The sequence below is a fragment of the Rouxiella sp. T17 genome (genome assembly GCF_036663475.1).
GTDB lineage: Bacteria > Pseudomonadota > Gammaproteobacteria > Enterobacterales > Enterobacteriaceae > Rouxiella.
In genome coordinates this window covers 138,792-157,195 of the sequence record NZ_JAWUEA010000026.1, presented here as the reverse complement: position 1 = coordinate 157,195, position 18,404 = coordinate 138,792, and the positions used below count along the sequence as shown (strand labels likewise).

At 52.6% G+C, this 18,404-nt stretch carries 15 protein-coding genes and 1 riboswitch; of the genes, 6 read left to right on the top strand and 9 right to left on the bottom strand.

All coding sequences use genetic code 11. The annotated features are described in order from the left end of the window. Positions 1–8 precede the first annotated feature (8 nt). Together SC206_RS07355 and nudF are read right to left on the bottom strand one after the other, a co-directional pair. Positions 9–434 (bottom strand): DUF1249 family protein, encoded by a 426-nt coding sequence (locus tag SC206_RS07355; RefSeq protein WP_045049128.1) that lies wholly within the window; start codon positions 432–434, stop codon positions 9–11. Further along, positions 431–1,066 (bottom strand): ADP-ribose diphosphatase, encoded by a 636-nt coding sequence (gene nudF, locus SC206_RS07350; RefSeq protein ID WP_332735656.1) that lies wholly within the window; start codon positions 1,064–1,066, stop codon positions 431–433. The genes SC206_RS07355 and nudF overlap by 4 nt, the downstream gene beginning before the upstream one ends. Positions 1,067–1,298: 232 nt before the next feature. On the opposite strand from nudF, the gene tolC reads away from it, so the two are divergent. The 3 genes from tolC (at position 1,299) to SC206_RS07335 (ending at position 4,961) form a co-directional block, all read left to right on the top strand. Next, on the top strand, positions 1,299–2,843 hold the full coding sequence (gene tolC / locus SC206_RS07345) for an outer membrane channel protein TolC (protein ID WP_332735654.1): 1,545 nt from the start codon (positions 1,299–1,301) through the stop codon (positions 2,841–2,843). Between the two features lie 271 nt (positions 2,844–3,114). Continuing rightward, positions 3,115–3,798, top strand: a complete 684-nt coding sequence (locus tag SC206_RS07340; protein ID WP_332735652.1) for a DUF1190 family protein — start codon at positions 3,115–3,117, stop codon at positions 3,796–3,798. Between the two features lie 2 nt (positions 3,799–3,800). Continuing rightward, positions 3,801–4,961, top strand: a complete 1,161-nt coding sequence (locus tag SC206_RS07335; protein WP_332735650.1) for a glutathionylspermidine synthase family protein — start codon at positions 3,801–3,803, stop codon at positions 4,959–4,961. 20 nt (positions 4,962–4,981) lie between these two features. Here the strand turns inward: SC206_RS07335 and ygiD are convergent, their stop codons facing one another. From ygiD to ribB, 3 genes are all read right to left on the bottom strand, one after another. After that, positions 4,982–5,770 (bottom strand): 4,5-DOPA dioxygenase extradiol, encoded by a 789-nt coding sequence (ygiD, locus tag SC206_RS07330; protein ID WP_332735647.1) that lies wholly within the window; start codon positions 5,768–5,770, stop codon positions 4,982–4,984. 148 nt (positions 5,771–5,918) lie between these two features. Continuing rightward, entirely contained in the window at positions 5,919–7,493 is a 1,575-nt protein-coding gene (locus tag SC206_RS07325) for a phosphoethanolamine transferase (protein ID WP_332735645.1), read from the bottom strand. A gap of 220 nt (positions 7,494–7,713) precedes the next feature. Further along, entirely contained in the window at positions 7,714–8,349 is a 636-nt protein-coding gene (gene ribB / locus SC206_RS07320) for a 3,4-dihydroxy-2-butanone-4-phosphate synthase (RefSeq protein WP_332735643.1), read from the bottom strand. Between the two features lie 133 nt (positions 8,350–8,482). Beyond that, positions 8,483–8,668: riboswitch (FMN riboswitch) on the bottom strand. A gap of 135 nt (positions 8,669–8,803) precedes the next feature. Between ribB and ubiK the strand changes: the two genes are divergently transcribed. Next, entirely contained in the window at positions 8,804–9,217 is a 414-nt protein-coding gene (gene ubiK / locus SC206_RS07315; RefSeq protein ID WP_332735641.1) for a ubiquinone biosynthesis accessory factor UbiK, read from the top strand. A gap of 91 nt (positions 9,218–9,308) precedes the next feature. Here the strand turns inward: ubiK and hldE are convergent, their stop codons facing one another. From hldE to SC206_RS07300, 3 genes are all read right to left on the bottom strand, one after another. Further along, positions 9,309–10,736 (bottom strand): bifunctional D-glycero-beta-D-manno-heptose-7-phosphate kinase/D-glycero-beta-D-manno-heptose 1-phosphate adenylyltransferase HldE, encoded by a 1,428-nt coding sequence (gene hldE / locus SC206_RS07310; protein ID WP_332735639.1) that lies wholly within the window; start codon positions 10,734–10,736, stop codon positions 9,309–9,311. Between the two features lie 194 nt (positions 10,737–10,930). Next, the gene (glnE, locus tag SC206_RS07305; protein ID WP_332735637.1) at positions 10,931–13,783 is read right to left on the bottom strand and encodes a bifunctional [glutamate--ammonia ligase]-adenylyl-L-tyrosine phosphorylase/[glutamate--ammonia-ligase] adenylyltransferase; all 2,853 of its coding nucleotides are present in this window, start codon (positions 13,781–13,783) and stop codon (positions 10,931–10,933) included. Positions 13,784–13,835: 52 nt separating this feature from the next. Next, positions 13,836–15,143 carry a CYTH domain-containing protein gene (locus SC206_RS07300; protein ID WP_332735635.1) on the bottom strand — a complete coding sequence of 436 codons (1,308 nt, stop codon included), beginning with the start codon at positions 15,141–15,143 and terminating at the stop codon, positions 13,836–13,838. 217 nt (positions 15,144–15,360) lie between these two features. Between SC206_RS07300 and SC206_RS07295 the strand changes: the two genes are divergently transcribed. Both SC206_RS07295 and SC206_RS07290 read left to right on the top strand, forming a co-directional pair. Beyond that, positions 15,361–15,981 carry a TIGR04211 family SH3 domain-containing protein gene (locus SC206_RS07295; RefSeq protein ID WP_332735633.1) on the top strand — a complete coding sequence of 207 codons (621 nt, stop codon included), beginning with the start codon at positions 15,361–15,363 and terminating at the stop codon, positions 15,979–15,981. Between the two features lie 184 nt (positions 15,982–16,165). Next, positions 16,166–17,410 (top strand): multifunctional CCA addition/repair protein, encoded by a 1,245-nt coding sequence (locus tag SC206_RS07290; RefSeq protein WP_332735631.1) that lies wholly within the window; start codon positions 16,166–16,168, stop codon positions 17,408–17,410. Positions 17,411–17,537: 127 nt separating this feature from the next. On the opposite strand, the gene bacA is transcribed toward SC206_RS07290, so the two are convergent. Continuing rightward, a complete protein-coding gene (bacA, locus tag SC206_RS07285) occupies positions 17,538–18,365 on the bottom strand; it encodes an undecaprenyl-diphosphate phosphatase (protein ID WP_332735628.1) in 828 nt (275 codons plus the stop codon). Between the last annotated feature and the right edge of the window lie 39 nt (positions 18,366–18,404).

Here is an 18,404-nt window from a genome sequence, read left to right as displayed (position 1 = left end):
AAGTCTGTCTAACAAACCGGCACTGGCATGGCTCCATGCGCCAGACAATAGCGCAACCAATCGGCAAGGAACTGGTTAATTTGATGCTTTTCATCACGCTGATGCAACTTTTTATTAGGATAATCATAGCGTGCTTTGAAACGAAAGATCTGCTGACTCGCACACACTTCGGCAACCATCGCATCATGATAAAGACGCACGGTTAACGAAGGCAGGCTCCAGTAGCTGACCGCCGGTGCCGTTTGGCTAATCTCGACCAGTGAAGTATAGCGTGTCGATTCCAGAATTTTTAACTGGTAAGTCGCGTTAGTCACCTGATAGGACACAGTCTGCCCGACTTCATCGTTTCGAGGGAGCAAACGACGCAACTGGGCGAAATTGGTTTCGCACAGGCGCATCATTTCGGGAAAATCGGGAACGTAGCGCTTTATCATTCTTCAACCCATTCTTTTCTAAGAGATTCATGGTGCAGCGCCAGCCATTGCAGGGCAATAACCGACGCGGCATTATCTATGGCTCCTTCTTCCACCCAGCGATAAGCCTGTTCCCGACTCACCACGTGTACCCGGATGTCTTCATTTTCAGTGTCCAGCCCATGAATTCCTTCTGCCTTGGAGGCATCGACTTCCCCTACCATAATAGAAAGTCGCTCGCTGGTGCCACCCGGACTTGCCAGATAGCTCAGCGCCGGTTTACAGCGTTTTACTTCAATGCCTGCCTCTTCGGCGGCTTCGCGACGGGCGACATCTTCGACCGTTTCGCCCTCTTCGATAATACCCGCGACCATCTCGAGCAGCCACGGCGTTTCGCTGCTTTCCAGCGCGGGCAGGCGAATTTGTTCGATCAACACCACTTCGTCGGTGTGTGGATCATAAGGTAACAGAACCGCTGCGTGTCCACGCTCAAAAACTTCGCGCACCACTTCCCTGCTCATTTCACCATTAAACAGGCGATGGCGAAAACGGTAGGCGTTGATGGCGAAGAAGCCTTTATAGCGGTTTTCAACGGCGAGAATTTCGAGATCGTTTTTGCCGAAGCTTACTGGCGAGTCTTTGAATTTAGCCATGAAATGTCACCCTGTTAGCGATTGAAAGTCTTTAATTACCGCGTCACGAAATTTAGATGACGATGCGGTAATAATAATCAAGGTTATTTGTGGTAGATTTGGATTCGCGCGTGAGCGATGGCACGTTAGGCCACGCAGTCCGCTTATCGGTCTCTGCTAGAATCCGCGTCGATACCTTTATGGTTTAATGACAGCATTAAATAATAACATTGCTGCACTACAAGGAATGCAAATGAAGAAACTGCTCCCTCTTCTCATCGCGCTGGGCCTCGGCGGCTTCAGCACGGTAAGCCAGGCTGAAAATCTTATGCAGGTATACCAGCAGGCTCTGGCGACAAATCCAGATTTACGGGCATCAGGCGCGACGCGCGACGCGGCATTCGAGAAAATCAATGAAACACGTGGTCCGTTGCTGCCACAGCTCGGATTGGGTGTCGATTATGTCTACAACAATGGCTATCGCGATGCCAATGGCATAAACAGTAATGAGACTAGCGGGTCATTGCAGTTAACGCAGACTATTTTTGATATGTCCAAATGGCGCGCCCTCACGTTGCAGGAAAAAACTGCCGGTATCGCCGACGTGACTTTCCAGACCGCGCAGCAGACCCTCATTTTGAACACTGCCACGGCCTATTTCAACGTTTTGAGTGCGATCGATTCGCTCTCCTATACCGAAGCGCAGAAACAGGCGATTTATCGCGAGCTTGACCAAACCACCCAGCGTTTTAACGTCGGGCTGGTTGCGATCACCGACGTACAGAACGCGCGCTCCGAGTATGACACGGTGCTGGCTAACGAAGTCACGGCGCGTAATACGCTCGACAACGCGCTTGAAGTGTTGCGTCAGGTGACCGGCGTTTTCTATCCGCAGCTGGCGTCATTAAACATCAATACTTTTAACACCCAGCGTCCAGAACCGGTCGCCAATTTGTTGAGAGAAGCTGAAAACCGCAACCTCAGCCTGCTCTCTGCTCGCCTGTCGCAAGACTTGGCGCGTGAACAAATCCGTTATTACGAGACGGGTCACATGCCGACGCTGGATCTCACCGCCTCGACCGGCATCAGTAATACCAAATACAACGGCTCAAGAACCGGTAACGCGACCAGCTATCAAGACTCCGACGCCGGGCAGAATCAGGTCGGCTTGAGCCTGACCGTACCTATCTACAGCGGCGGCACGGTGAATTCACAGGTTAAGCAGGCGCAGTATAATTTTGTGACCTACAGCGAGCAGCTTGAAAGCGCGCATCGTAGCGTCGTGCAGACCGTGCGTTCATCGTTCAATAATATTTCAGCGTCGATCAGCAGCATCAACGCCTACAAACAGGCCGTGGTATCGGCGCAAAGCTCGCTGGATGCAACCGAAGCCGGTTATCGCGTCGGCACGCGCACCATCGTTGACGTGCTCGACGCCACCACCACGCTGTACAACGCCAAGCAGCAGCTTTCCAGCGCGCGATACACTTATTTGATCAACCAGCTTAATGTGAAATCGGCGTTGGGAACGTTAAATGAAAACGATCTGCTTTCGTTAAATAGCGTGCTGGGCACACCGGTGGCAACCAATCCTGAGCAGGTCGCGCCCGAAACGCCACAGCAAAATGCGGCCGTTGAACAGGCTGCCAGCGATGTCGATAACAGAAACGTCAGCAACGGAAATGTCACTAATAACAACGTGATTGCCATGCCTGCTCCTGCCGCGCCGGTGCAGCGCACGAGCGCGCCAGTGACCGCAAAACCCGTAAGAACCAGCGGCAATCCGTTCCACAATTGATGCTTTTCACGCACCACGTTTACTTGCTTCCTGTCGTTATATGACCTCTCAAAACCGCCTTTCAAGGGCGGTTTTGTTTTTTATGCAGAAAGAAAATAAATGCCAAAAGCAAAAAGTGATTTTTGCCCGCCTCTTTGCATCTGAACGTAAAGTCTGGTAACGATGGCCTTTGCTGCTTTAATTGTAAGCATCTTTACCTTATTCTTATTCTGTTACAAATGTAACCTACTCTGGGTAAAGGGCGGTCACGCCCGACGATGGGATCAATAAAATGAAACGGACACAAAACGTCAATTTGGCGAATTTTCGCAAAACCTGGCGCAGCTCGCGCATTACACCGGCAGCCGTCGCGATTAGCGCCGTTTTCATGCTGAGCGGCTGTGAAAAAAGCGATGAAAATGTTTCGCTTTACCAAAATGCCGACGACTGCTCGAAGGCCAATCCGTCGACCAGCGCGCAATGTACTAAAGCGTTTAACGATGCCAAGGTCGAAGCGGCGAAAACGGCGCCTAAATATGCGAGTCGCGCAGACTGCGTGGCCGAATTCGGCGAATCACAGTGTACTCAAGTTCCTGGCCAAACGGCTCAGGCACCTGCTCAGGCCGGTATGTCTGCCGAATCGCAACAGGGCGGCAGCATGTGGATGCCACTGATGGCCGGCTTTATGATGGGCCGAATGATGAGCGGCGGCGGATACGCGCAGCAGCCGTTGTTTACTTCGAAAAACGCCAGCAGCCCGGCGAACGGCAAGTTTGTCGATGCGGCAGGTAAAAGCTACGGCCCGGCCACAACCGGACGCAGCGTAACCGTGCCGAGAACCGCGATGGCGCCAAAACCCGCGACAACCAGCACCGTGACGCGTGGCGGCTTCGGCGAAAGCGTGGCTAAACAGACCTCAATGCAGCGCAGCTCGGCTTCCACCCTGCGCTCGCCTTCGCGCAGCATGGGTGGCTGAGAATGAAACGAGTAGCAATTCAGGAGCGTCCGGACTGGCGCGAAAAGGCCACGGAATTCGGCTTCAATTTTCACACCATGTACGGCGAGCCTTACTGGTGTGAAGAGGCTTATTATCAGTTTTCGCTGGCGCAGATTGAACAGCTTGAAGACGCCACCGCCGAGCTGCATCAGATGTGCCTGAAAGTGGTCGACAAGGTAGTGGCCAGCGACGCGCTGATGGCGAAATTCCAAATCCCCAAACACGTTTGGGAGTTTGTGCGTGCGTCGTGGCGTACTAAACAGCCGTCGCTCTATTCGCGGATGGATCTAGTCTACGACGGCGTGAATCCGCCAAAGCTGCTCGAAAATAACGCCGACACGCCAACTTCATTATACGAAGCGGCGTTTTTCCAGTGGCTGTGGCTTGAAGAACAAATTAGCGCGGGCAAGCTGCCGCCGCAGGCCGATCAGTACAACAGCATGCAGGAAAAACTGATTGAGCGTTTTGCCGAGCTGAAATCCCAACACGGTTTTTCGCTGCTGCATTTTGCCTGCTGTCAGGACACCGAAGAAGATCGCGGCACCGTGCAGTATTTGCAGGATTGCGCGCTGGAAGCCGAGTTGGCCAGCGAGTTCCTCTATATAGAAGAGATTGGTTTGGGCGAGCGCGGGCAGTTTACCGATCCGCAGGACCAAATCATCAGTAATCTGTTCAAGCTTTATCCGTGGGAGTTTATGTTCCGCGAGACGTTTTCAACCAAGCTCGAAGATGCCGGTGTTCGCTGGCTGGAACCCGCGTGGAAGGCCATTATCTCCAACAAAGCGCTGCTGCCGCTGCTGTGGGAGATGTTCCCGAACCATCCGAACCTGCTCGAATCCTACTTCGCCGACGACGCGCATCCGCCGATGGAAAGTTACGTGATTAAGCCGCTATTCTCACGCGAAGGCGCGAATATCCGCATCATCGAAAACGGCAAGGAAATCGCCAGCGCCGAAGGACCTTACGGAAAAGAAGGCATGATTGTGCAGCAATATTGCCCGATGCCGCGCTACAACGACAGCTATACTCTGATTGGCAGCTGGCTTGTTGACGGCACGCCGTGCGGGATCGGACTTCGTGAAGATAAAGCGCTGATCACTCAGGATCTGTCGCGATTTTATCCCCACGTAATCGTGGATTAACGATCGCCGACGATCCGGCTTTAGCCAAGCTGCACTGACAGCATGCTCAACGAACTCATCACAATTCCCTGCGTCGGCAGCGTGATGGGTTCGACGCCGTCCCAACTTCCCAACAGGTAAAGCAGCGGCAGATAGTGTTCCGGCGTCGGATTTGACAGCGCCGCGCCCTCTTGCTGCATAAAGTTGACCAACGGATGATCCTTCGCCTCGCCTTTCCAATGCAGATTATCTAGCACAAACTGATTGAAAGATTCGGCCCACGGATAAGGTTCCGCATCGCCTTCCCACTTCACCATCCGCAGGTTATGCACCACGTTGCCGCTGGCTACAATCATCACCCCTTCATCACGCAACGCCGCCAATTTTTGCCCAAGCTGATAGTGATATTCGGCCGGTTTGGTGCCGTCAATGCTGAGTTGCACCAAGGGAATATCGGCGTCGGGATACATTTTAATTAACACGCCCCACGAGCCGTGATCAAAACCCCATTCGCTGGCGTCTGCCTTTACGTCGATGGGAGCCAGCAAATCCTGAATGCGCGCCGCCAGCGCGGGTGAGCCCGGTGCCGGATAACGTTTATCAAATAAAGCCTGCGGAAAAGCGCCAAAGTCGTGGATGGTACGCGGATGTTCCATCGCCGTTACCGCTGTGCCACGGGTGTACCAGTGCGCTGAAACGGCCACGATAGCTTTCGGTCGCGGCAGCGTTTTGCCCAAAGATTCCCAGGCGCGCGTATAAACGTTGTCTTCGAGCACGTTCATCGGGCTGCCGTGGCCCAGAAAAAGCGCGGGCATACGAGAAGAGGTCATGAAATTTTCCTTACCGCCTGAATTTAGGGGATGCAGGCGGCGCTGGCAGCCTGCTCGATAAGGAAAAGATTACGCGCTTTGCGGCGTTGAATCTGCCGGATAACGGTGATGAAGATATTCAATAAATTTGACTAACTTTAGCGTGCTGTTAGTGCGCCGGCACATCGGCGGGTAACGTTGAAAACTGCGCCATATTTTTATCAAATTTAATGATGCTGTCCTGATCGTCGCAAACTGTATTACTACGCATATCGCAGCGATCTTTTATGAGGTTATCTTTAACGCCGATCCATTGAGCAAACAGGGTCAGAAAATTCAGTGCGCTTCTAGGCTGGGCGTTAATTTCTCGACGGGTGCTGTCATAAGAGGTAATAAACAGCGGCACCGTGTAGTTTTGCTTGTATTTATTACCGTGCAATAATCGAGCGTATTGAGTATGCGCATTTTGAAAGCTTAGACCGTGATCGGCAAAATAGATCATCGACCATTTTTTCCCGCTTGCCTTTGCCATGTCAGCAACGTCTGACAATAACTTATCGGTTTGACGAATACTTTGGCTATAACAAGATATTTCACGCGACTGCAAAAACTCTTTATATCTTCCCTGAGTGCGCATACAGGCTTCAGGATGAGACCCCATTAAATGAATAACCACCAGCTGCGTTTTTTTCTGCTCATTAATACCTTTTTCAATTTTCGGCAGCAAACTTGCGTCAGTAATTTCCTCTTCATCTAGATAACCACCCTTTTTTAGAAATAAAAAATGTTCTGCATGTTTTCCAATAGCCGCCACGGGCGTGTCATTATCGCCTAACGACCCCTGATTAGAGTACCAATACGTGGCCATCCCTGCTTTTTTGGCCAGGGTAATAACATTATTATTAATTTCGGCATCGGTCATGTTGGCATTGTTCATGTTGGCCTGCTGCGCGCGACGCAGCGCTAAAGTATTCATTAGCGAAGTCTGAGTGGATGACGCTGCTGAAATATAATGGGTAAAAATTTCTCCGGGCGCAGTGCTCATGAAAGGCGTATTACTCACTGGAAAGCCGTAGGCGTGCATATAATCACTGCGCACACTCTCGCCGATCACTATAATATAGAGCTGATAATGAGAGTCGACCTCTGTAGGCGCCCAATCATCGGGCTTTGCCAGGCCTTTTACCAGCACGGCATCTTGCTTTGCCACCTCGCGATAATTTTCAATAGCACTGGTCACGACGCGCAATATAGGTATTCCCGAACTGAAAAACGTGATATCGCCGTTTTTGGCATATAATCTTATTGGCGTTGAGGAAAAAGAGATGACCAGATATAAAATGGCCAGCTTTCTATATTTTATTTTTTCTATTTTTAAATTAAAAATAAGCACAGCCACTATAATGAAAGCCGATTGACCAAGATAATAAAACCACGGAATAGCCCTAATAAAACCTAAACTTTCTTGCTTGTCGGTATAAAAAAAAGATACCGCACTATTAAAATCAATCGGGCCGTAGGTTAATCCAATAGGCAAATAAGCGACTGAAATCCCAGTGATAAACACAATGAGTATTTTATAGGATAGCGTGGAGGCGCTCGCAACGGTGAGCAGGAATACAAACAGCGTCAGTAAATGCAAAGGTTTAAAACTATAGCCGAACGATAGGCATGACGCGGTACAAAACAGCATTAATAATAGTATTTTAAAATTAAATTTAACAAAGAGATTTCGGAAAGACATTATCAATACCCAGTGACTCAAGAATGGTAAGAGTCTACGGGTATTAATTTAAACCTAGTAATTACGAGTGCTTAAAATCGTCTTATTACATCTTATTAAAATTATTATTTTATTAACTTTGCGTCTGGAAATTAACGTTAATTAACCAGCCTTAAATTTACTTATTTTAAGGCTGTTTAACAAACCGGGTTTAACAAAGCGGTGTTAACGATGAAAGAGGTTAAGCTTTCAAATAGGCCACCAGATCATCGATGGTAACAACCGGCATATTATTTTTATTGGCAAAAACAACGGCTTCTGGTGCGTGCGCCATCGTGCCGTCGTCATTGGTCAGCTCGCAAAGCACGCCGTAAGGGCGGAATCCGGCCAATTTGACCAGATCAATCGTGGCTTCGGTGTGGCCCGGACGCGTCAACACGCCGCCGTCACGCGCACGCAGCGGAAACACGTGGCCCGGACGATTCAGGTCGGCAGGCTTGGCGTTATCGGCAATCGCGGCACGGATAGTGGTCAGACGATCTGACGCAGAAACGCCCGTGGTGACACCTTCTGCGGCTTCGATAGTCACGGTAAAACCGGTTTGATAGTGACTTGAATTATGTTCAACCATCATCGGCAATTCGAGCTGCTGACGGCGTTCGTCGGTGAGACACAGACAAACGATGCCGCTGCCGTGACGGATGGTCAGTGCCATCTGTTCGACGGTCATGGTTTCGGCAGCGAAAATCATATCGCCTTCGTTTTCACGGTTTTCGTTGTCCAGCACCATCACGCCCTGACCTTTGCGCAGCGCGGTAATCGCGCGTTCAACGCGTTCAGCAGGTGTACCGAATTCGGAAAGTAGAGTCTGATTCATGGTAAAATAACCTCATTAATGCTTTGAATTTAAATGGATTACCAGAATCAGGGCGTCTTGCGGAGATAGCATGGCCGTGCCTATAGCACGTCGCGCTATAAATAACGTCGCGGGCATCAAAGCCCGAAAATGTCGTTACTCTCTCCCATCCGGACTATAACCGTCGGCCCCGGAATTACACCGGATCTGCTGACCTTACGCTTTCAAATGAAAGAAAACGCAAGCGCTCGCGGGCTTCCACGATGATGAAAATGTGATTCATCAATGTCTACTGTGGTTTACCGCCGGTGGGGACTTGCACCCCGCCCTGAGAATAAGCACGCCAACTATAACGCCAATGAATAGAGGGAGCAATGCGCCCTTTGTGCTATTAAAAGCTGCTAGATAGGTTTATAGAATGGCGTTAAGGCATTACACTTATAGAAAGCCACTTCTCTGAAACAGGGTAACGACGATGATCGACACTAAAAAAATTGAACAAATTGCTCGCCAAGTGCAAGAAGCGATGCCTAAAGGGATCCGCGAGTTTGGGGAAGATACCGAGAAGAAAGTGCGTCAGGTTCTGCAGGCTCAGTTCAGCCGCATGGATCTGGTAAACCGTGAAGAGTTCGACGTGCAGACTCAGGTGCTGCTGCGCACCCGTGAAAAGCTGACCCTGCTGGAACAGCGTCTGGCCGAGCTTGAAGGCAAACTGGCGAATGGCAACAATGTGCCAACCACGCCGACCTCGCCAACTCCACCGACCTCGCCTATCGCGCCAACCATGAGCACGCCGCAGGCCGAGACCTTTGCCGCGCCAACCTCTACTGCGCCAAACACCGCTTCTTCACCGGCCGCTACGCCAAAGATTGACAAGCCGATTGCCTAATAACGGGCTAATTTTAGACGTTATTTGACGAGCGATTAAGATAAAAAAGGCCCACATCTGTGAGCCTTTTTTTGTATCAGCAGATCGCCAACTATTCTTGCGACTTGATCTGATTGATGATTTTCGTAGTCGATAAGCCATCTTCGAAATTCAACACTTTCACTTCACCGCCGTTGGCCCACACTTCGTCGCAACCGGCAATTTCATGTGGCTGATAGTCGCCGCCTTTAACCAGCAGATCCGGCAGGATCCCGGCGATCAGTCGACGCGGAGTATCTTCTTCGAAACTCACAACCCAATCGACCGCGCCCAGCGCCGCCAATACCGCCATACGCTGCGGCAATGGATTTACCGGACGGGTTTCGCCCTTCAGACGTTTGGTCGAAGCATCGCTGTTTGCCGCGACAATCAGACGATCGCCGAGCTTACGCGCATTCGCCAGATAAGAGACGTGACCCGCGTGCAAAATGTCGAAAATGCCGTTGGTCATCACTACCTTTTCGCCACGCTGGCGCGCCTGCGCGACGGCAATCTGCAACTCGGCTTCGGTCATTACGCCAAAACCGGTTTCGGAACGGCCATGAACCGCATTTTCCAGCTCGATTGAAGAAACGGTCGAGGTCCCGAGTTTTGCCACCACGACACCCGCCGCGGCATTGGCGAGGAAACAGGCATCTTCAAGGCTGTTGCCGGCGGCCAAAACGGTCGCCAACACGCCAATCACCGTGTCGCCCGCGCCCGTCACGTCATAAACTTCCTGCGCCTGCGTCGGCAGATGCAACGGCGGTTTGCCCGGTTGCAGCAGCGTCATGCCCTGCTCGGAGCGAGTTACCAGCAGCGCGGAAAGCTCGAACTGAGCAATCAGCGCCATGCCTTTTTCCACCAACTGCGCTTCGGTTTTACACGCGCCAACGACGGCTTCGAATTCTGACAGATTCGGCGTCAGTAAGGTCGCGCCACGGTACGGTTCGAAATCGGAGCCTTTCGGATCGATAAGCACCGGCACGCCCGCCGCTTTCGCCAGCTGAATCATCGCCTGCACGTCTTTCAGCGCGCCCTTCGCGTAGTCTGAAAGCACCATCGCGCCGGTCTGCGGCAGCGCCTGCCTGATTTTTTCCAGCATCGGATCGAGATCGATTCCGTCAAAACCTTCTTCGAAATCGAGACGAATCAGCTGCTGATTGCGCGACAAAATACGCAGTTTGGTGATCGTTGGATGGCTCGGCACGGCAAGGAAATCGCAGCTCACGTTGACTTCATTTAAACGTTCGCTCAGCGCGCGGGCCGCATCATCAGCGCCCGTCAGGCCAATCAGGCGAGAACGTGCGCCAAGAGAGGCAATGTTCATCGCCACGTTTGCCGCGCCGCCAGGACGCTCCTCGATGGTATTGACTTTCACCACCGGCACCGGCGCTTCCGGGGAAATACGGCTGGTTGGGCCGTACCAGTAGCGGTCTAGCATTACGTCACCTACGACCAACACTCCGGCACGGTCAAACTTAGGCAAAGTTACTTTCATCCCACACTCCAAAACAGGTAAACCCGACGCATCCAGAGCGAAAACTCAAATGCGCGGGTATAAAACTTGGCAAACCGGCTCGATAAACCCATCGTAGACAAAGATGAACGAATCGTAGCCAAAAATGAGGTTGTCATCCCTAAAACAGTGCGCGCGATAATATCACAAGCGAAAAAGGATGGTGATAAAACCACTCAGCCCAGCCAACGTAGCCAGCTGGCGCGGACCTGCTCGCGCTCGGCGACAAACATATCGACCGCAATTTTGCCGTTATGTTCCTGCAACGCCAGATGATGTATTTCGTCGCGCAGCGTCACGTAGGCGTGGGTTAGCTGTTCGGCTTCCTCTGGCGGCACTATCTGGTATTTGGCCATCAATTCGAAAATGCGTACGTTATCGGACCAACGGGTCAACTCCGGCTCTTCGCTGGCATAGCGCAGCACCAGATATTGGGCGATAAATTCAATGTCGGTAATGCCGCCGGGATCGGCTTTGAGGTCAAAAACGTCGCCTTTTTTGGTCGCCAAATGCGCCACCATTTTTTCACGCATTTCGCGAACGTCTTTCTTCAACGCCTCGCCATCGCGCGGCGTGCAGAGGATCTCACGGCGAATCGCATTGATTTGCTGCGTCATTTCAGGGCTGCCGTACACCACGCGCGCGCGCACCAACGCCTGATGTTCCCACGTCCACGCGCTCTCTTGTTGATACTCTTTGAACGCCGTGATGGTGCTGACCAGCATGCCCGAAGCGCCCGACGGCCGCAGGCGATCGTCGACCTCGTAGAGAATCCCGGAGGAGGTACGGGTGCTGAACAGGTGCATGATGCGCTGGGCCAGTCGCAGATAAAACTGTCGGCCATCGATTGAACGCGGGCCGTCGGTCACGATATTCATCGGACAATCGTGTAAAAACACCAGATCCATGTCAGAGCTATAACCCAGCTCCCAGCCACCGAGTTTTCCATAGCCGATCACCGCAAAGCCGCGCCCTTCGCGCTGCTGAAGATGCGCAGGCTGGCCGTAGCGTGCCAGCATGTGATCCCACGCCTGCTGAATTACGGCGGTTAAAATCGCCTCGGCCAGCGAGGTCAGATGGTCACTGACTTTCATTACCGGCAGCACGCCCGCAATATCACCCGCCGCGATGCGCAGCTGCTGCGCCTGCTTAAACTGGCGCAGCGCCTCGATTTGCTGCTCTTCATCGTCGGGCGGCACGCGCAATAAATACTGGCGCAGCTCGTCGGGATAGGATTCGGGTGCAATCGGCTGATAAAGCGTGTTCGGGTCGAGCAGTTCGTCGAGCAGAATAGGGTGACGCGCCAGCTGGTTGGCGACCATCGGCGAGGCGGCACACAGGCGAATCAGCTGTTTCAACGCGCCCGGATACTCCACCAGCAGCTCGATATAGGTGGTTCGGGTCACAATATTGAGCAGCAACAGGGTTAAACGCTGAAGCAGAATGTCGGCGTTGGGGTAAGTACACACTTGCGCCAGCATCCTTGGCATCAGCTGGTCGAGTTGATCCCGTCCACGCGGGCCGATAGTGCGTTTGTCGACATCCTGCCGGAAACTGGCGAGTGAGCGCTGAAGATTCGCCCGACCCTGTTCCGATAGCTCGCCCACCAGCGGCAGCAGGTCGTTGTCGTCGAGTTCGTCGCTCCATAAGCTGCGATAAAGCTCAAGCTGAGGGTCGTCGCCTGCGTCGGGAGTATCGTCGCCGATCAGCTCGTCAAACACGCCGCGCACGGCCTGCATGTGGCGAACAATTTGCTCGTGCAGCTCGGCGTAGGTGGTAAAATTCATGCCCCACGCCAAACGTGCGCGGTTCAGCTCGTCGCCCGGCAGCGTTTGTGTCTGCTCGTCGGCAATGGCCTGCAAAAGGTTTTCCAGTCGACGTAAAAACAGATAACTTTCAGTCAGTTGCTGCACCTGATTTTCCGGCAGCAGATTCAACGTTTCAATCGTTTTCAACGTCGGCAGCAGCGCGCGCTGCTGGAGTAAAGGCTCGCGCCCGCCTCGAATCAGCTGAAACACCTGCACGATAAACTCGATTTCGCGAATGCCGCCCGCGCCAAGCTTGATGTTGTCTTTAAGCCCTCGGCGACGCACCTCGCGAGCAATCATGCCTTTCATATTTCGCAACGACTGGATCACGCTGAAGTCGATATAGCGCCGGAAAACGAAGGGTTTCAGCATCTTGCGGATCTCAAGACTCGTAGCGTCTTCCGCGCTGCCCATCAGCTTGGCCTTAACCATCGCATAACGTTCCCAGTCGCGGCCCTGCTCCTGATAATAGTCTTCCAGCGCGGCGAAACTCAGCACCAGCGGGCCGCTGTCGCCGAAAGGGCGCAGCCGCATGTCGACGCGATAAACGAAGCCGTCAATGGTGGGCTGGTCCAAAGCTTTGATCAGCCTTTGCCCCAAGCGTATGAAAAATTGCGCATTTTCGAGCTGTCGACGTCCGCCTTGGGTCTGGCCGTTTTCAGGATAAGAGAAGATAAGGTCGATATCGGAAGAAAAGTTCAGCTCGCCGCCGCCCAGCTTGCCCATGCCAAGAATAAGCAGCTTTTGCGCTTCGCCCGCCGCGTTAACCGGCGTGCCCCATTCGCGACAGCAGGCCTCATACAGCCAGTCGCGCGCAGCGACGATCAGCGTCTCGGCCAGCACGCTCAGCTGCTGTAACGTTTGCTCGCAGCTGCTGGTCTGGTTGGCCTGCGACCAGCTGATACGCAGCATTTTTTCCTTGCGAAACAGGCGCAGCGCCTTCATCAGCCCCGCTTCGTCCTGCACCTGTTCAAGCCTTTCTGCGAGTTCCGATGCATAATTTTGCCACTCATCAACCTGCGGCGGATGGGCGGAAATCGCCTGCCACCACTGCGGATGCGTAATAAAATTCTCACTGATAAAATCGCTGCTGGCTAAAATACGCAGCGCGTCATCGGTTAGCGGGGGAAGATCGTTAAGCTGCTGTTGTTCTTGGCTTTGTTTGAAACGCAGGTGCAGCTTGTCGGCCTGAGCCTCGAGCAGCGGGGTGAGAGGCAACATTCTTCGCTTCCTTCGATATTCGGCCTGACGAGGCGTCAGGCCGGGCTAGTCATTAACGAGGTTGTCCGTTTAACCAAAATGCAGGTTGCATGACAGCGTGCTGGCGCGCCGAGTCTTCCCAAGCGTGCTGCTGCTGAACGATCGCCTGTTGCAGTTCGGTCCACACGGTAATATAAACCATCGACTCTTCAAGCGGATACGCACCAGAAAGCAGATGGAAAGCCAAAATCTGACGCTTCAGTCGCGCCAGCTGATCGCGATAACCTTCTTCGGTCAGCGGCTGCGAAAACGCTTCTTTCAGGTCTGCGGCGGTGCGGCCCAGCATGATGTCGGCAAAACGTTTGAACGAGTTATCGAGCTTCTTCTGCGATTTGTCATCAACAAAAGGTTTCCATTCCTGATTCGCCAACCATGAAGTAAGTACTAACTTACATTGCAGGTAGTCAGCATTCAGGCAAGTTTCTTCTGCATCCAGACCTTTTTTATCCAGCTTTTCAGCCAGCTCTGTGAGGCGTGCGCGAAGATCGGTCGAGGCTTTACGCGGAATCAAACCGCCATAAATCACCAGCACCTGACGCACCGTTTCAACTGCCTGCAAAACATTGATACGGGCAGTTTTGTCGCCACGTACCCATAACTCTTCCTGATATTGCCAGTGGCTCAGGCCCAACTCAAGCATGCCGCTAAGCGCCTGTTCTACCGTCGCTTTTGGTTCAGCGCGATAAATCGGCAATGGCGGAGAAACGCGAATCTGATCGCCCTGCGCCAGGTGGTAGCCGCGCGCCGCCTTGCTCAATCCGCCAAGACGCAGGCCGCCATTTTTACCCAGTTCGGTCGCCAGCGCTAAAAGATCGGCGGTGTTGCCCTCTTTAAGCTCAAGCTCGATTTCGGCCAGCGGCTCGGAAAGCTCGCCCGCCGTCACGCTGCCTTGATCAAGACCAAGCTCAATCTCGCTTTGCTGGTAAGTGATTACCCACTTCTCGCGGACAAAATCGGTGCGGAACAGCGGCTTGAGGTCAGCTTGCAGCGCGGCAACGTCAAAACCTTGCGGCCAGATATCGGACGGGAACAGGCTGATATCAAGTTCAGGCTTATCAAGTGCAACGTTATATTCAGGACGCTGATGTAAACCCGCAATAACTTTACCGGCGGTTTTAATGGTCATCTCGTAGCTGTCGTCGAAACCGCGAATACGCAGGCCCATGTCCAGCTTGCGCAGACGATTATCGGCGGTTTCATAATAAATATTGGTGAGTTTCTGCGGGGCAGAGTGCTGGCTGGTAAACGCAGAGAGCTGTTCAGGCAGCTCGGCGATGGCCGCAGGACTGGCAATAAATTTTAGTTCTATTTCTATGGTCATAACGCTTTACACCGCTTCTAGGCTAAACAGGAAAATTTTTACCAATTCTAACACACACGCCCCGCGCAAGCCGCATTCCGTGGGATTGTAAGATAGTTCTCATTTAGGTTTTTGCGTTGCGTCGTCACACTGTTGCCCTTACTATCGTTCCTCACGAATTTTATCGAAAGCCGGGGCACTGATTCGCAGGCCCGCAAACCACGAAGAATGACGAATAATGCATAAATTCCGCCTTTTTGGCTTCGCTTTGCTCGCTTTAGGCATCACTTGGGGCGCTCACGCAGATGAGAAGCGCTATATTTCCGACGATCTGATCACTTACATCCACAGCGGCCCGGGCAATCAGTTCCGTATTGTCGGCACGCTGAATTCAGGTGATGAAGTGACCCTGAAAAACGTCAATAACAGCACTAACTACGGCCAAATCGTTGATGCCAAAGGGCGTGACGCGTGGATCCCGCTAGACCAGCTGAGCACCTCGCCGAGCCTGCGCACTCAGGTTCCCGACCTGCAACAGCAGGTAAAAACGCTGACCGACAAGTTGAATAATATCGATTCAAGCTGGAACCAGCGCACCGCCGAGATGCAGCATAAAGTGGCCTCGAGCGATGGCATTATCAATGGCCTGAAAAGCGAAAACCAGGATTTAAAAAATCAGCTGATTGTCGCGCAGAAGAAGGTCAGCGCGGTTAACGTGCAGCTCGACGACAAACAAAGAACCATTATTCTTCAATGGTTTATGTACGGCGGCGGCGTCGCGGGTGTTGGTCTGATCCTCGGCCTGCTCTTGCCACACTTAGTGCCGCGCCGGAAGAAAAAAGATCGCTGGATGAGCTGAGTTCTCGAACTCTCCTTCCTGCTCTTTTTTCCACAAGTTCTAAAGAAAAGGCACCGCGTGTGCCTTTTCGCGTTGCTGTCATACAGACGTAAACCCAGTTTACCCCACAATTCCATTAACAAATTTGCTACAATAAGCGGGTAAATTCTTTTTTGTCTTGGTCATATTTCTCAGGAGTTAGCCCGTGAAAATCTATTTGGTCGGCGGTGCCGTCCGCGACAGTCTGTTAAACCTTGCCGTCAGTGAGCAAGACTGGGTGGTGGTCGGATCCACGCCTGAAGCGATGCTTGATCTTGGTTATCAACAGGTTGGCAAAGATTTTCCGGTGTTTCTGCATCCTGTCAGCCGCGACGAATACGCCCTCGCCCGCACCGAACGCAAATCCGGTGCCGGTTATAACGGTTTCACCTGCTACGCCTCGCCCGACGTAACGTTGGAGCAGGACTTAATGCGCCGCGACCTGACCATTAATGCTATCGCCCGCAGCGCCGACGGCGAACTGGTTGATCCTTACCACGGACAGGCGGACATCGAGGCGCGTATTTTACGCCACGTTTCCGATGCTTTTGGCGAAGATCCTCTGCGCGTGTTACGCCTCGCCCGCTTCGCCGCGCGTTTTGCTCATCTCGGTTTCACTATCGCACCGGAAACGCAGGCGTTAATCACTGAAATGGCGGCTAGCGGCGAACTGGAAGCTCTCACTCCTGAAAGAGTGTGGAAAGAGACTGAGAAGGCGCTGCAAACGCAAGATCCGCAGGTTTATTTCCAGGTGTTACGCGACTGTAACGCCTTGAAAGTATTGTTCCCGGAAGTCGACGCGCTGTTCGGCGTGCCCGCGCCCGCCAAGTGGCATCCCGAGATTGATACCGGCATTCATACATTGATGACGCTGAAGATTGCCGCCGAGCTGAGTCCTGACGTGGATATTCGCTTCTCGGCGCTGTGTCACGATTTGGGTAAAGGTCTGACTAAGCCGGAGCTGTGGCCCAGCCATCACGGCCACGGGCCTGCGGGCGTGAAGCTGGTCGAAGGGCTGTGCCAACGTCTGCGCGTGCCAACGGCGGTGCGTGACCTCGCCGTCTTAGTGGCCGAGTTTCACGACCTGATCCATACCGTTGAGCGCCTGCGCCCTGAAACGCTGCTAAAACTGTTCGATACCATTGATGTCTGGCGTAAACCGCAGCGGCTCCAGCAAATGATCCTGACTAGTGAAGCCGACGCGCGTGGCCGAACCGGTTTCGAACGTAATCCTTATCCGCAGGGCGATTATCTGCGGGCTGCGTTTGACGCCGCTAACAGTGTATCAATTAAAGAGGTAGTCGATTCAGGCCTCAAAGGCATGGCAATCCGCGAGGAGCTGGGCAAACGCCGTATCGCCGCCATCGCCGAGTGGCGCGAAACGCAGGATATCCTGGCCCGCCAGCCTTAAGTGCTATTGTCTATTACTGCTAATGTTTAATCGAAATTCTTTGGCCCTCATTTTCGTTTTGCCATTTTCGTTTCGCCAAAAAGAAAAACCCGCCGAGGCGGGTTTTTTCGTTTGCAGTAATCGAGGTTTAACTTAAAAACACCCAGTAGATCAGTCCTGCGACGATAAAACGATAAATCGCGAAAGGCACAAACGAAATGCGTTTGATAATCGTCAGGAAGGTTTTAATGGCGATCAGTGCCACCACAAAGGCCGAGATAAAACCGACGGCGAACATCGGCAGATCGGCCATGCTCAGAATTGAATGGTTTTTATAGAGGTCCAGCGTACTGGCGCCCAGCATCATCGGCACCGCGAGCAGGAACGAATATTCCGACGCCGCATAGCGACTCACGCCCATTAACAACCCGCCACCAATCGTCGCACCTGAACGGGAAAAGCCCGGCCACAGCGCAAGACACTGGAAGCAGCCAATCATAAAGGCTTGCAGATAAGTGATGTCATCAATACCTACTGATTTCGGAAACTTCGGCTTCACCTTTTCGGCAATCAGGATGTAAATACCGCCGACGATTAACGCCCACATCACAAAGCGCGGCTCGAAAAGCCCTTTGATTTGATGGCTAAACAGCAGGCCAATCACGACCGCAGGGATCATGCCGAGCAAAATGTGCCCTAAGGTCAGATGCCCTTTGCCTATCCCTTCGTGCTCGACTTTCTTGCCAAAATGAATGCCGATCAGGCCAAACAGACGACGCCAGAACATCACGACGACGGCCAGAATGGAACCCAATTGGATAATGACTTCGAAAACCTTCGCTTTGTCATCATTAAAGCCCATCAGGTTGCCGGCAATAATCAAATGTCCGGTAGATGAGACTGGAAGAAACTCGGTTAACCCTTCAACAATGCCCATAATCAGCGCAATAAGAAGCTGATGGCCTTCAGTTACCATAATAATCCCTGCCCTAAATAGAGTGTTCACTTAAAAGCG

Excerpts from the sequence above, each read along its gene's own strand:
- SC206_RS07355 (WP_045049128.1), bottom strand. The coding sequence starts at position 434 with ATGATAAAGCGCTACGTTCCCGATTTTCCCGAAATGATGCGCCTGTGC.
- nudF (WP_332735656.1), bottom strand. The coding sequence starts at position 1,066 with ATGGCTAAATTCAAAGACTCGCCAGTAAGCTTCGGCAAAAACGATCTC.
- tolC (WP_332735654.1), top strand. The coding sequence starts at position 1,299 with ATGAAGAAACTGCTCCCTCTTCTCATCGCGCTGGGCCTCGGCGGCTTC.
- SC206_RS07340 (WP_332735652.1), top strand. The coding sequence starts at position 3,115 with ATGAAACGGACACAAAACGTCAATTTGGCGAATTTTCGCAAAACCTGG.
- SC206_RS07335 (WP_332735650.1), top strand. The coding sequence starts at position 3,801 with ATGAAACGAGTAGCAATTCAGGAGCGTCCGGACTGGCGCGAAAAGGCC.
- ygiD (WP_332735647.1), bottom strand. The coding sequence starts at position 5,770 with ATGACCTCTTCTCGTATGCCCGCGCTTTTTCTGGGCCACGGCAGCCCG.
- SC206_RS07325 (WP_332735645.1), bottom strand. The coding sequence starts at position 7,493 with ATGTCTTTCCGAAATCTCTTTGTTAAATTTAATTTTAAAATACTATTA.
- ribB (WP_332735643.1), bottom strand. The coding sequence starts at position 8,349 with ATGAATCAGACTCTACTTTCCGAATTCGGTACACCTGCTGAACGCGTT.
- ubiK (WP_332735641.1), top strand. The coding sequence starts at position 8,804 with ATGATCGACACTAAAAAAATTGAACAAATTGCTCGCCAAGTGCAAGAA.
- hldE (WP_332735639.1), bottom strand. The coding sequence starts at position 10,736 with ATGAAAGTAACTTTGCCTAAGTTTGACCGTGCCGGAGTGTTGGTCGTA.
- glnE (WP_332735637.1), bottom strand. The coding sequence starts at position 13,783 with ATGTTGCCTCTCACCCCGCTGCTCGAGGCTCAGGCCGACAAGCTGCAC.
- SC206_RS07300 (WP_332735635.1), bottom strand. The coding sequence starts at position 15,143 with ATGACCATAGAAATAGAACTAAAATTTATTGCCAGTCCTGCGGCCATC.
- SC206_RS07295 (WP_332735633.1), top strand. The coding sequence starts at position 15,361 with ATGCATAAATTCCGCCTTTTTGGCTTCGCTTTGCTCGCTTTAGGCATC.
- bacA (WP_332735628.1), bottom strand. The coding sequence starts at position 18,365 with ATGGTAACTGAAGGCCATCAGCTTCTTATTGCGCTGATTATGGGCATT.